This window comes from Deinococcus betulae, assembly GCF_020166395.1.
GTDB classification, from domain to species: domain Bacteria; phylum Deinococcota; class Deinococci; order Deinococcales; family Deinococcaceae; genus Deinococcus; species Deinococcus betulae.
Genome location: NZ_JAIQXU010000019.1, coordinates 67,142 through 79,667, shown reverse-complemented (window position 1 = coordinate 79,667; position 12,526 = coordinate 67,142). Strand labels below are relative to the sequence as shown.

Below are 12,526 nucleotides of genomic sequence, written 5' to 3'. Positions count from 1 at the left end.
CGCTACGGTAGCGGCTCTCTTTGAGGCCTGTCTTGCAAAAAATTGCTGGTGTGGCTGCCTATGCTGACGCGGTGAGCGCAGACCTGACGCCACGCCGGGCGCCCCTGAAGCGGGATGAAGCGCGGCTGTGGCGCGTGCCTGCGCTGGGCGGCCTGGACGTGTTGCAGGCCCGGTTCGTCAAACAGGCCTTTGCGCGGCACACGCACGAGGAATTCACTGTCGGGGTCGTGCATGAGGGCGCGGCGGAGTTCTGGAATCGCGGCGCCGAGCGCGTGGCGCCACCAGGCAGCGTCATGCTGATTAATGCCGACGAGGTCACCACCGGGCATTCCTGGGCGGAAGGCGGGTACCTGCATCTGGTGCTGTACCCCAGCGCCGAGCAACTGCGCCGGGTGGCCGAACAGGTCACCGGGCGGTCGGTGACCACGCCGTATTTTCCGCAGAGTGTGGTGGCTGCGCCAGCCGTGGCGGCGCGACTGACCAGGGCGCATCAGGCGCTGATCCATCCGGCGGCGTCGCAGCTGGCCCGTGAGACAGTGCTGCAGGACGCCTTAGTACAGCTCGTCACGGACCTGGCAGAGGCGCGGCTGTCGCCAGGGCGCGTGGGCCGGGAACGGGCCGCTGTGCGGGACGTGCAGGCCTATCTGGACGCGCACGCCAGCGAGGACGTGTCGCTGGAGGATGTGGTGCGCGTCTCGGGCCTCAGCCCCTTTCACCTCTCGCGGGTCTTTCGGCAGGAGGTCGGGCTGCCGCCCCACGCCTATCAGGTGCAGGTGCGCATCCGGCAAGCCAGGGCCAGGCTAAACGCAGGCTGGAGTCTGGCCGAAGTCGCGCTGGCGACGGGATTCAGTGACCAGAGTACATTTTCAAACCAGTTCAAGCGGCATGTGGGCGTGACGCCCGGCCAGTTCGTGAAAGGGGCGCCGGGCGCAGGGGAACACTGGTGGTCAGAGGCTAGGCTGCCACCGCGCAACCCATAGGGAGCAGGCGAAGACGCCCTAACCGTGCGAAGGATGAAGTAGCGGCCCATCCATAACCTGCCCCAGAAGCCTAGATCAGGAGGCGGCGCGGGCTTCCTGATGGAATGACCCGCGCCGCCTGCTTCTACTGCCTGGCGCCTTACCGGCGGCCGTAGGAGCCGCCGCCCCCCATCTCGGGCGTGCTGGTGCTGCGGGCGTCCCCACGGCCCACGTCGCCGCGTCCTGTGGACTGGGTGGGCGCCGCCGTGCCGAAGCCCTGCACCGGCGCGCTGCCGTAGCCGGCTGGGGCCGCCGCCGCGCCGCCCGCGTTGCCGATGCTGGGGTCGTTGGCCAGGCGGGCAAACTCCTTGGCGTCCACGGCGCGTTCCACGCCCACGTCAAAGGAAATCACGCGGCGGCGATACAGGTTGGCCAGGAAGGCGTCCATGGTGACCATGCCCTCGCGCGCGCCGGTCTGCATCACGCTGGTGATCTGGTAGGTTTTGCCCTCACGGATCAGCGAGCGCACCGCCGGATTGGCGATCAGCAACTCGTAGGCCAGGATGCGGCCCTGGCCGTCCAGTCGGGGCAGCAGCTGCTGGGTCATCACAGCGACCAGGTTGTTGGCCAGCTGCACGCGAATCTGCTCCTGCTGCTCTTCGGGAAACACGTCCACGATACGGTCAATGGATTCCGGCGCGCTGTTGGTGTGCAGGGTGCCCATGACCAGGTGTCCGGTTTCGGCGGCGGTCACGGCGGCCTTAATCGTTTCGTAGTCGCGCATTTCGCCCACCAGAATCACGTCGGGGGCCTGACGCAGCACGGCCCGCAGGGCGTCGTTAAAGCTCATGGTGTCGGCGCCAACCTCGCGCTGGTTGATGATGGACTGCTTGTGCGTGTGCATGAACTCGATGGGATCTTCGATGGTCATGATGTGTAGGCGCTTGGTGGTGTTGATGTGGTCAATCATGGCCGCCAGCGTCGTGGACTTGCCCGAGCCGGTCGGGCCCGTGACGAGCACCAGCCCGCGCGGAGCGTTGGAGATATCCACCACGTTCTGCGGCAGGCCCATGTCCTGCGCACTCTTGATCTTGGTCGGAATCAGACGCAGCACCCCGCCCACATGGCCGCGCTGCATGAAGGCGTTCACGCGAAAGCGCGCCTTCTCGCCCAGGGCAAACGAAAAGTCCAGTTCGCGCCGCTCTTCAAAGGTGCGCTGCTGCTTTTCGTTCATCATCGAGTACATCAGCTTGCGGGTGTCGGTTGGCCCCAGCTCGTTAAAGCCCTGGGCGTCATAGACGCCTTGCAACTTGAACTGCGGCGCCAGCCCGACGGTAATAATCACGTCGGACGCGCCCTTGTCGGCGGCAAAGCGCAGGATGTCGGTGATATCGGGGGCAGGCTGGGTCATGGGGGATACCTCGGGGCAGGGGAGAGGAGGGCGGGGGTTACTTGCTGGTGACGGCCAGCACTTCTTCCAGGGTGGTGATGCCGTCCAGGGCCTTTTCAATGCCGTCCTGGCGCAGGGTCTTCATGCCGCTTTTGGTCATGGCGACCTCGGCGATTTCAGTGGCGTTCTTGCCCGAGCCGATGGCGACGCGCAGCGGCTCGTCAATGACCATCAGTTCGTGAATGCCCATGCGCCCCTTGTAGCCGGTGCCGCCGCAGCGGTTGCAGCCCGCGCCGCGCATCAACTGGGCGCCCTTGAGGTCGCGCTCGGTAATCCCGAGGCGGCGCAGTACATCCGGGTCGGCGTTGGTGGGCGCCTTGCAGTCGTTGCAGACCTTGCGCACCAGGCGCTGCGCGACCACGCCCACCACGGCGGCGCCGATGTTGAAGTGCTCCACGCCCATTTCTTCCAGACGCACGATGGCGCCCGGCGCGTCGTTCGTGTGCAGGGTGGCCAGCACGAGGTGGCCCGTCAGCGCGGCTTCTACGGCGATCTTGGCGGTCTCGGTGTCTCGAATCTCGCCCACGAAGATGATGTCGGGGTCTTGTCGCAAAAAGGCGCGCAGCGCGCGGGCAAAGGTCATGCCGGCGACGTTGTTCACCTGCGACTGGATGATGCCCGGAATTTCGTATTCCACCGGGTCTTCAATGGTCGTGGTGTTCTTCTCGGGCACCGCGATGCGCTTGAGGGTCGAAAAGGAGGTAAACGATTTGCCCGAGCCGGTCGGTCCCGTCACCAGAAAGATACCGTTGGGCTTATGGATGGTGTCCAGGTAGCGCTGGTAGTTGTGTTCGGAAAAGCCCAGCTGCTCGACTTCGGGGATGTTGCTGGCTTTTTGCAGGAGGCGCATTACGGCTTTCTCGCCGTACACGGTGGGCAGGGTCGAGAGGCGCAGGTCCAGGTCAATCGAGCCCTTCTTGAAACGCACGCGGCCGTCTTGCGGAATGCGGCGCTCGGAGATGTCCAGGCTGCCCAGAATCTTGATGCGCGCCAGGATGCTCTGCGAACTGCCCTTGGGCAGTGAGTTCTGCTCGCGCAGGATGCCGTCTACGCGGTAACGCACGCGCAGGGCGGTTTCCGTCGGCTCGATGTGAATGTCCGAGGCTTCTTGCAGCGCCGCTTCGCGGATGATGTTGTCCACCACGCGCACCACGGCGTTGTCGTCCAGCCCCGCCGAGATGTCCACGTCGTCGCCGCGCTTGGATTCCTTCTCGCGCTTGTTGCTTTCCTGCACCAGTTGCTGGTTCAGGTTGGCCATGTCCTGATTGCCGAAGTAGCGCTCAATCAGCCGGATGATGTCCTTTTCCGCCATCACGGCCGGCACGATGTCGCGCCCGGTAATCAGCTTCAGGTCGTCCAGCGCAAACACGTTGCGCGGGTCTTTCATGGCGATGACCAGGCCCTCGCCCTGCAGCCGGATGGGTACCACGCCGTAGCGCCGCGCGGTGGCTTCCGGGATCATCAGGGCGACCTTGGCGTCGGGTGGATTCTGAACCGGGTCCAGGAACTCGTAGCCCAGCTGCGCGGCCAGCGAGCGCGCCAGCATCTCGGGGGACAGCTTGCCCGACTGCACCAGGGTGTCTTCCAGGCGCCCGCCGCCCGCGTTCTGCTTTTGCAGGGCGTTGTCAATCTCGTCGGCGCCCGCGAAGCCCAGCTCGACGATCACCTCGCCCAGCGGCTTGACGCGGCCTTCGCGGGCCTGCACCTGCAGGGCCTCGCGCAGCTGCGCCCGTGACAGCGTGCCCTGCTGCACCATCTGCTCGCCCAGGCGGCCACGCTGCGGATAGAAGCGCTCAATCAGCAGTTCCACATCGCGCGTCTTGGCCAGAATCAGCTGCACCGGGCGGCCCACCAGGGCCTCAAGGTCGTCGCGTTTGCGCGGGTCACTCGTCACCATGGTTACGCCCGCGTCGGTCTCGTCCACCGGCACCGCCGAGAGGCGCAGGGCGTCGGCGCGCAGCATGGAGCCCAGCACGTCTTCACTGGGCTGGAAGTCGCGCGGGTTGCGCAGGTACACCGTGCCGGACTGCTCGGCCAGCACCTCGTACAGCTGGTCTTCGGTGATCGCCTTTTGCGCCACCAGGGTCGCGCCCAGCGGCTCGCCGGTCTGCTGCTGGGCGTCCAGCGCGACTTGCAGCTGCGCGTCCGAGATCATGCCGCGCGCGATCAGACGCTGGCCCATCATGCCGCCGCCCTGGCTGGGCTCGGCGTCGGCGGGCAGGTCCACGCTCATATCCAGTTCGGGGTAGTTGCTGGCAATGGCCCACATGATCTGGTCGCGCAGCGCCTGGTACGGCTCGATGTTCAGGCCGCTGTCGTCTTCTAGCGCCTCAATGGCGTAGCTCGACAGGGGGTCCACAATCGCCACGCGTAGGGTGCCGTTGTCCATGGCAAAGGGAAACGCCTGCACATTCAGGGCGGTCTGGGCGCGCACGGCGTTCAGGGCGGCCGGGTCGGGCGTGACCACCAGCAGGTTCACCAGCGGAATGCCCAGGGCTTCTTCAATGGCGCGGGCAATGCGTTTTTCGCCCACCAGCCCAGAGTCAATCAGGATTTCGGCCAGGCGGCCCCCCACCTCGGCGTGGCGCACGAGGGCCTTTTGCAGGTCAGAGTCGTTGACGTAGCCCTGCTCAAGCAGGATGGCCCCGAGGCGCCGGTCACCGATAGAAAGTGCCATAGTTCATGTCTCCTTGCGTCACAACTGCCGTGAGGGCAGGGAAAAGGTGGGGAAGGGTGAAAAGAGGCAGCACGTAGCCAGAAAGACCCAGCGGCGGGAGAGAGGAAAGATCAGAAAAGGCGCCCATGATCAGGGCCGCCAGTCGTGGCCGTAGCGCTTGAGCACGGCGCGCTCTAATTTGCGGGCCACGCGGGTGTGGGGGAGGGCATTGACCGCCAGCGGCTGTACCAGGATGGTGTGCATGCCGCACAGGTTGCCGCCCAGCACGTCGGTAAACAGCTGGTCGCCCACCATGCCCACCTGTGTCGGGGGCAGCCCCAGGCCGCGCAGGGCGTGGCGGTAGGCGCGGGGGTTGGGTTTGCCCGCCAGCCCCACGCCCTGAAACCCCAGGTGGTCCAGCCAGAACGCGGCCCGCCGGCCCGTGGCATTACTGAGCAGATAGAGCCCGATGCCGCTCAGCTTCAGGTCGCGGGCCCACGCCAGCACCTCGGCGGCCTCGCCGCTGGCGTAGCTGCCGTAGGGAACCAGGGTGTTGTCGAGGTCCAGCAACAGGCCGTGCAGCTGACGCTCGGCCAGAAATTCAGGCGTGATGTGCGTGACGTGCCCAATCACGTCCCTGGGCCTCAGCAGGCTCTTGGAGCGCAGGCGGGTCACGCGCTCACCGCCTCGGCCGGGTGGCCGATCACAGCCCACATCCGCCCGGTGCGCCCAGCATCGCGCCGGTAGGAATAGAAGTCAGATTCGGTCGAGCAGCGGCCACTGATCCACAGGTGCTCTGGGTGCAGGCCCGCCTCCAGCAGCACGGCCTGGTTGGCCGCCGCCAGATTCAGGTGAGGCTGCTCGCCGTGCCGCACCACCGCCGCACTCAGTCCCGCCGCTTCAAACTGCTGCGCCACGCCTTCGCCCACCGGGTAGGCCGCGGCGCAGATACCGGGGCCCACCGCCGCGCGGATGCGTTCGGGCCGGGCGCCCAGCCGGGTCATGGCCTGCACGGTCTGGGCCGCCACGCGCCCCAGCGTGCCTTTCCAGCCGGCGTGGGCGGCGCCCAGCACCCCGGCCTCCGGGTCTTCGAGCAGCAGCGGGTAGCAGTCGGCAGTGCCGATAGCCAGCAGGACACCGGGGCGGTCGGTGGTCAGGGCGTCGCCAGTCCAGTGACCGCCCTGCGGCGCGTACACCACGTCGGTGCCGTGTACCTGGGTCAGGCGGGCCACCTGCGCGGCGTCAAAGCCCAGCGCCGCGCACAGGCGGGCGCGGTTTTCGGCCACGTCAGCCGGGTCGTCCTCCCGGTCATCCAGGTTCAGGCCCGCGTAGGGACCGCGTGACACGCCCCCAGCACGCGAACTGAAGGCGTGCGGCGCAGTGAGGTGCGGCGCGTGAAGAAGCATCAGGTCATCAGTATTCCTGGTCATGTCTCACCAGATTCTGACGGGGGGGGTAGGGGGGGTGTTCATGTTCTGGCGCCGGCAGCTGCGGGGCCTTCTTGCACCGGCTTCAGCGTGCCCGGCGCCGGCCCTGGTACAGTCCCCCGCATGACGGTGCAGATTGATCTGACAGACAAAACGGCCCTGGTGATGGGGGTGGCCAACGCCCGCAGCCTGGGGTGGGCCATCGCGCAGGAACTGCTCTCGGCCGGGTGCCGGGTGGGCTTTTCCTACCAGGGCGAACGCCTGAAAAGCGAACTGGACAAACTGCTGGCCGGCCGCGAAGGCGTCTGGAGCCAGCAGGCCGACGCCACTGTGGACGACGACCTGAGCGCCCTGTTCGCCCGCGTCAAAGATGAATTCGGGCACCTGGATTACCTCGTGCATTCCATCGCCTTTGCGCCGCGCAGCGCAATGGACGGCCGGTTTGTCGAGACCACACCAGACGACTGGAACACCGCCCTCAATGTCAGCGCCTACACCCTGGTCTCGGCCACCCGCCACGCCGAGCCGCTGCTACGCCCCGGCAGCAGCATTGTCAGCCTGACCTACCATGCCTCTCAGCAGGTCGTGCCCAAGTACAACGTCATGGGTGTGGCCAAGGCAGCGCTGGAAGCCGCCACCCGCTACCTGGCCAGCGAACTGGGGGCGGCCGGCGTGCGCGTGAACACCATCAGCGCTGGCCCCATGCGGACCATCGCGGCGCGCTCCATTCCCGGCTTTGGCACCATGTACGAGAAAGCGGCGGCCAGCGCGCCCCTGGGCCGCAACGCCACCCCAGAAGAGGTGGGCAAGTTGGCCCTGTTTCTGCTGTCCGACCTGGGCAGTGGCGTGACGGGCCAGACGGTCTACGTGGATGCCGGCGCCAGCATCATGAGCATGAAGGTGGAGTCCTGAGGGCAGTTTTTGCTCTGCGTTCGTCCGGGGTTTCATGAGCCGGCGGTGTTGATGAGGCTGGGTCTGCGCCCTCCCCTCAACTGCGGCCCCTTCGAGTAGAGCGTCTGCATATCTTTGAACGAGGATGTCCAGCCGTGCTCTTCACCGCGCTTTATGGACCGCCGTCCCTCTTGTTGGTCTGGCGCTCCTGATAACAATTCTGCTGCTCAGCACCCCTGACCAGCGGCCACCGCGCGAGGTATTTGAAGCCCTCTGCGAGCGCAGCATCCGCAGCTCACCTGACGTCGTGAAGGGCCAGACGGTCCGGGCGGTTACCTTGACCTACAACACCAGGGGCGGTCAAACGCCTGAACAGGCCGACTTTGCCGGTTTCAGCGTTTCATTTCTTCACGGCAGGACGGTCACTTCTGGGTTTTGCCGGCTCAATGGCACCGGCACTGATGTGATCCTCAGTGAGCTGAACAGTGTTCGCTTCTGACCGCTTGTTTTTGCTCGTTTCTGGGCAGGAATGCGGTGCGACCCCCACAGAAACCCCTATGCTGCCGGTCATGAGCCTGACGCCCAACGCCCTGCTGCTGCTCAACGCGCAGCGGCACGACCTGGATGACCGACCCGACGAACGTCAGCTGGCCCGCGACTGGGCCCACCTGGTAGATGAGGCCCGCGCCCAGGGCTGGCTGATTGCCTACGTGCAGTGGGACGGCGCAGAGGAAGAAGGCACCTGGGCCACCTTCTCGAAAGCCTGGACCCTGCACCCGGACTTCCGCGCCGAGCAGGGCGACGTGCTGGTGCGCGCCTCTTTGCCCGACGCCTTTACCGGCTCTGACCTCGGGGCGCAGCTGCACGCCCGCGCGGTGCAGACGCTGCATCTGCTGGCCTTACCCGGCACCCCTGAGCAGACGGCCACAGCGGCCAGTGCTGCCGAGCAGGGCTTTACCGTCCTGACCCTGGAGTTAAGCGCATGACAATGAACATGGACTACACCCTGGACGTGCTGGTGCGGCTGCTGGATACCCCCAGCCCCACCGGCTTTACCGAGCGCGCCGTGGCGCTGCTGGACACCGAGCTGCGCGCCCTGGGCGTCACGCCCACGCGCACCCGCAAGGGCGCCCTGACCTGGGAAGTGCCGGGCACGGCTGGCGGGCACGTCACCTTCAGCGGCCATGTGGACACCCTGGGTGCGATGATCAAGGAGATCAAGCCCTCGGGCCGCCTGCGGCTGTGGGGTCTGGGCGGCTACGACTGGGCCACCGTGGAAGGCGAAGACGTGCGCGTGCATACCCAGGCGGGCCGCGAACTGACCGGCACGGTGGTCAATGTGCGCCAGAGTACCCATGTGCACGGCGCGGCCCTGCGCGACCTCAAACGGGAAGCGGCGGTCATGGAAGTGCGGCTGGACGAGCAGGTCTTCAGCGCCGCCGATGTGCTCGCCCTGAGCGCCGCCGTCGGCGACTTCGTGAGCTTCGATGCCCGGCCCCGCGTGACCCCCGCCGGCTACGTCAAGGCGCGGCACCTGGACAACAAGGCGGCAGTGGCGGTCTTTCTGGCGGTCACCCGCGACCTGCTGGCCCAGCCAGCACCGGTCACAGCGGCCTTTCACATCACCACCTATGAGGAGGTGGGGCACGGCGCGGCCACTGGCATCCCGCCCCACACCGATGAACTGATTGCGGTGGATATGGCGGCGGTGGGCGACGGCCAGACCAGCAGCGAACACCACGTCACCCTATGCGTGGCGGACGGCGGCGGCCCCTACGACCACGCGCTGGGCAACCGTCTGCGGACGGCAGCCACTGGGGCCGGCCTGGAGCTGCGCGTGGACATCTACCCTTACTACGCCTCTGATGGCACGGCGGCCTGGCGCGCGGGCGGCGACTATCCAGTGGCCCTGATCGGCCCAGGCGTGGACGCCAGCCACGCTTACGAACGGACCCACACGGACGCGCTCCAGGCCACTGGCGCACTGATGTTGGCCCACCTGCACGCGACTCGCCTGGCCTGAAAACGTTTGCCAGCCCCCGCTCTTCCCCAGGGGTGGTATACAAGGCGGCTTTGTCCCTGTAGGCTGGACGAGTGCTGTCGTTACAGAAAGCGGCGAACATCCTGGGGGCCTTCAGTGCCGAGCAGCCAGAGTGGGGCGTGCGCGCCCTGGCGGCTCATCTGAACGTCCCCCGCGCCACCGCACACGCCTACCTGGCTGGCCTCACCGAGGCGGGCTTCCTGCGCCGCACCCCGGCTGGCAAGTACCGCCTGTCCTGGCACCTGGCCGAGATGGGCGCGCAGCTGACGGCCGCCCTGCCCTGGTTTCCCGAGGCCCGCGCCCTGATCACCCGCCTGGCGCTGGAGGTGCGCTCGGTGGCCTTTCTGTGCATTCTGGAAGGTGAAGAGGTGGTGGCCGCTATCCGTGAGCGTCACCCCGACGCCGATATCGACCTGCCTCTAGACGTCTACCTGCCTGCCACAGCGACAGCCAGCGGCAAGATTCTGTACGCCCACGCTGATCTCACGCCGCGCGCCTTTTCGGCTTGCACGCCCAGTTCGATTACCTCAATGGATGAGTGGCGCACCGAAGTGGCCAAGGTGCGCCGCCTGGGCTACGCCTATTCCATCGAGGAGTGGGTGCCGGGCCAGTGCACCCTGGGCGTGCCGTACCACGCCCTGACCCACCCCGACGCTCTGCCCGGCGACAGTGTGGTGGCCGCTATCGGTGTGCAGATGAGTGCCCAGCGGTATCTGCGCGAGGAGCGCCACATCCGCGAGCGCGTCCTGCAGATCGTGCGCGAAGCCGAGCATCTGGCCTAAACAGGCTAGGGAGCGAATTTGCCTGGCTGGGTTTGGCAGAACATCTGAATATGAGAACCCATTACTCAGCGTTGTAGCTCTCATCAGCTTGGCTCCGGTTGAGTCGTTTGAAAGAAGGTGGTGTCTGACTGGCGTGAGCAGGAATAAGCCTCTGTGCCGGCCTGCTCACGGTACAGACAGAATCTGCGTCAAAGCATTCTTACAAAGTTGTGAAAGTCATGCCGGTTGAGATGGCTTGTGACGCTCTTTCACTGGCCAGGTGACGCGGAGCTGCTGTCAGGGGAAGGGAGAGGCAGTGGAGAGACGTGCTCCACTGCCTCTGCCCAAATAGCAGCTATGAGGGCAACAGCCGTGCATGAACAGATGGCCTCATGCAAGCAGTGGGATGGCACCCCGCGTCCGCTCGCTGCGTTCGCCTCCTCCCTTCTCAGCTCAGTCTTCCCACCTCTGCCTGCAGGTTGTCCAACTCGGCACGGAGAGCAGCCGTCTGATCGTGGGCTGCGTCCAGCCGGGCCTGTTCCTGGGTGGTAAAGCGGGTGTAGGGACTCACAGCGTCTTGCAGGCGGGTGTCGGCGCGCTCCTGCTCGCGTTCATACTCGCGCCGCACGATGCGTTCAAGCGCCTCACGCAACTCGGCCACCCGCGCCCTTAGCTGCCGGTGGGCCTGAAGTCGTTTATTGGGCAGCACGAACAGCCCCAGGCTGCCCAGCGTCAACCCGGCCAGAATGCCTCCAGTAAAGTCCAGGGCCGTGGCCCCAATCAGGGCGCCCACCCCCGCTCCGATCCCCACCCCGCCGGCCAGGCCGCCAATCACGCCCTTCATGGCGTCCTCGGCGTCCCGCGAGAGGTCACGGGCCAGTTCCTGCTCGGTGGCGGCTTCCAGATGCTCACGGGCGCTGCCGGCAATCCCTTGCAGCAGTGCGCCTCTGTCATACGAAAATCGGGTGCGCGCCACCTCGCTGCTGGGTTGACGGCGAACTAAGAAGGCCTGCACGTCCTCCCAGAAATGCAGATTGGCCTCCACGAAGCGGTCAATCATGGTGCCGAACTGCCGGTCAATGGCGTCAGGCAGTTCGGCCACCGCCTCGCGCCGGAAGTCCTCTTCCAGTTCGCGGCTGTTGAGCAGCCCGCGCAGATTGGAAAACCTCAGCCGCTCGTCGATGAAGCGGTCGGCCCGCACCTCGAATTCGCTGAGCAGGCGCGCGACCCGGTTGAGCTGGCCGTCCAGTTCGCCCAGCATGCCCTCGCGGTGGGTGGCCTGCTGCGTTTCCAGGTCGCGCAACACTGCCAGGTCGCCCGCCAGGGTGCGGCGCGCAGCCTCAGCGCGGGCTTCCTCACCGTCTAGCAGGGCCGCCACTGTCCCTAGTGGGCTTTGCAGCTTGAGACGGGTGCGCTCGGTATCGGATAACCGCTCACTCAAGACCTGTCGCAGCGCCGCAAAGCCCGCGTCGCCGCCACGCTGCTCGCCGCGCGCACTGACCAGCAGCACAGGCGGAGTCAGCCCCAGCACGCCCCGCGCGCCGGTTTCGACAAACTCACGCACCTGCGTTCGCTGTTCTAGCGTTTCCAGCAGGTCGGCCTTATTGACCACCATGATGACCTGCCGCCCCCAGCGCGCCGCCAGGCTCAGGAACTGCCGCTCAGATTCAGTAAAGGGGCGGTCAGCGCTGGTCAGGAACAGGACGAGGTCAGCGCGGGGCAAGAAACCCTCAGTCAGCGCCTGGTGCTGGCGAATGATGGCGTTGGTGCCAGGAGTATCGACCAGCGCCACGCCTTCGAGGCTGGACAGAGGGTAAGTCAGGCGGCTGACGAAAGGATCGCGGGTGGGCTCAACCTGGCCGGGCCGCTCGCCGTTGACCAGCACATAAATACGGTCTGTGGTGGGGGTAACGCCTTCGGGCAATACAGACGCGCCTAGCAGGGCGTTTACAAATGAACTCTTGCCCGCATTGAATTCCCCGACGACCACCAGCAAGAAGGCCTCGTCAAGATTCTGCAGAGCTTGGCGGGCGTGCTCGGCGACGTCTTCAGGGGCCCCCTGCAAGGCCAGGAAGGCCTGAACACTGCTCATCAACTGGCGCTCACGCGACAGCAGCGCCTGCACCGAATCAGGGACCAACATGCCGCCCAGCGTACCTGCCGCGCTCCTGTTCCACCTTGACCAAGTGTTGCGCCTTGGGTGATGACCATCCTGGGCTTGGCCCTCCCCGAATGGGGGAGAAGACCCCCGTTTGGGGGCCCCTGGATGGGCGGAAAAGCGCGTCGCTGTGGAAATTTGTGCAGTAACTGTCAGAGGCGGAGTGACACCCTAACTGGTAGA

General features: G+C 66.1%; 11 protein-coding genes. 6 read left to right on the top strand and 5 right to left on the bottom strand.

The annotated features are described in order from the left end of the window. Window positions 1-71: 71 nt before the first annotated feature. Window positions 72-980: a helix-turn-helix transcriptional regulator gene (locus K7W42_RS14615; protein WP_224575641.1), complete on the top strand. Its 909-nt coding sequence runs from the start codon at window positions 72-74 to the stop codon at window positions 978-980. Window positions 981-1,119: 139 nt separating this feature from the next. On the opposite strand, the gene K7W42_RS14610 is transcribed toward K7W42_RS14615, so the two are convergent. From K7W42_RS14610 to pgeF, 4 genes are all read right to left on the bottom strand, one after another. After that, window positions 1,120-2,370, bottom strand: coding sequence for a type IV pilus twitching motility protein PilT (locus K7W42_RS14610; RefSeq protein ID WP_157460224.1), 1,251 nt, complete (start codon window positions 2,368-2,370; stop codon window positions 1,120-1,122). A 37-nt stretch (window positions 2,371-2,407) separates the two neighbouring features. Next, a complete protein-coding gene (locus K7W42_RS14605) occupies window positions 2,408-5,086 on the bottom strand; it encodes a type II/IV secretion system protein (protein WP_224575640.1) in 2,679 nt (892 codons plus the stop codon). A gap of 129 nt (window positions 5,087-5,215) precedes the next feature. Beyond that, complete coding sequence (locus K7W42_RS14600; RefSeq protein ID WP_224575638.1) at window positions 5,216-5,740, bottom strand: YqeG family HAD IIIA-type phosphatase; 525 nt, start codon at window positions 5,738-5,740, stop codon at window positions 5,216-5,218. After that, window positions 5,737-6,495 (bottom strand): peptidoglycan editing factor PgeF, encoded by a 759-nt coding sequence (pgeF, locus tag K7W42_RS14595; RefSeq protein ID WP_224575636.1) that lies wholly within the window; start codon window positions 6,493-6,495, stop codon window positions 5,737-5,739. Before pgeF ends, K7W42_RS14600 begins: the two co-directional genes overlap by 4 nt. A gap of 120 nt (window positions 6,496-6,615) precedes the next feature. Here pgeF and K7W42_RS14590 point away from each other — a divergent pair, with 120 nt between their 5' ends. From K7W42_RS14590 to K7W42_RS14570, 5 genes are all read left to right on the top strand, one after another. Further along, window positions 6,616-7,404, top strand: a complete 789-nt coding sequence (locus K7W42_RS14590) for an enoyl-ACP reductase FabI (protein ID WP_224575635.1) — start codon at window positions 6,616-6,618, stop codon at window positions 7,402-7,404. Window positions 7,405-7,528: 124 nt separating this feature from the next. Beyond that, complete coding sequence (locus K7W42_RS14585) at window positions 7,529-7,882, top strand: hypothetical protein (protein WP_224575634.1); 354 nt, start codon at window positions 7,529-7,531, stop codon at window positions 7,880-7,882. Between the two features lie 70 nt (window positions 7,883-7,952). After that, window positions 7,953-8,369 (top strand): isochorismatase family protein, encoded by a 417-nt coding sequence (locus tag K7W42_RS14580; RefSeq protein ID WP_224575633.1) that lies wholly within the window; start codon window positions 7,953-7,955, stop codon window positions 8,367-8,369. Next, on the top strand, window positions 8,366-9,406 hold the full coding sequence (locus tag K7W42_RS14575; RefSeq protein WP_224575632.1) for a M42 family metallopeptidase: 1,041 nt from the start codon (window positions 8,366-8,368) through the stop codon (window positions 9,404-9,406). The genes K7W42_RS14580 and K7W42_RS14575 overlap by 4 nt, the downstream gene beginning before the upstream one ends. A 71-nt stretch (window positions 9,407-9,477) precedes the next feature. Then, complete coding sequence (locus K7W42_RS14570) at window positions 9,478-10,206, top strand: IclR family transcriptional regulator (protein ID WP_224575631.1); 729 nt, start codon at window positions 9,478-9,480, stop codon at window positions 10,204-10,206. A 427-nt stretch (window positions 10,207-10,633) separates the two neighbouring features. Here K7W42_RS14570 and K7W42_RS14565 read toward each other — a convergent pair whose 3' ends face one another. Beyond that, window positions 10,634-12,328: a dynamin family protein gene (locus tag K7W42_RS14565; protein WP_224575630.1), complete on the bottom strand. Its 1,695-nt coding sequence runs from the start codon at window positions 12,326-12,328 to the stop codon at window positions 10,634-10,636. Between the last annotated feature and the right edge of the window lie 198 nt (window positions 12,329-12,526).

What these genes read in the sequence shown, in the direction of transcription:
- K7W42_RS14575 (WP_224575632.1), top strand. Translation starts at nt 8,366, where the DNA reads ATGACAATGAACATGGACTACACCCTGGACGTGCTGGTGCGGCTGCTG.
- K7W42_RS14605 (WP_224575640.1), bottom strand. Translation starts at nt 5,086, where the DNA reads ATGGCACTTTCTATCGGTGACCGGCGCCTCGGGGCCATCCTGCTTGAG.
- K7W42_RS14565 (WP_224575630.1), bottom strand. Translation starts at nt 12,328, where the DNA reads ATGTTGGTCCCTGATTCGGTGCAGGCGCTGCTGTCGCGTGAGCGCCAG.
- pgeF (WP_224575636.1), bottom strand. Translation starts at nt 6,495, where the DNA reads ATGACCAGGAATACTGATGACCTGATGCTTCTTCACGCGCCGCACCTC.
- K7W42_RS14590 (WP_224575635.1), top strand. Translation starts at nt 6,616, where the DNA reads ATGACGGTGCAGATTGATCTGACAGACAAAACGGCCCTGGTGATGGGG.
- K7W42_RS14580 (WP_224575633.1), top strand. Translation starts at nt 7,953, where the DNA reads ATGAGCCTGACGCCCAACGCCCTGCTGCTGCTCAACGCGCAGCGGCAC.
- K7W42_RS14585 (WP_224575634.1), top strand. Translation starts at nt 7,529, where the DNA reads ATGTCCAGCCGTGCTCTTCACCGCGCTTTATGGACCGCCGTCCCTCTT.
- K7W42_RS14610 (WP_157460224.1), bottom strand. Translation starts at nt 2,370, where the DNA reads ATGACCCAGCCTGCCCCCGATATCACCGACATCCTGCGCTTTGCCGCC.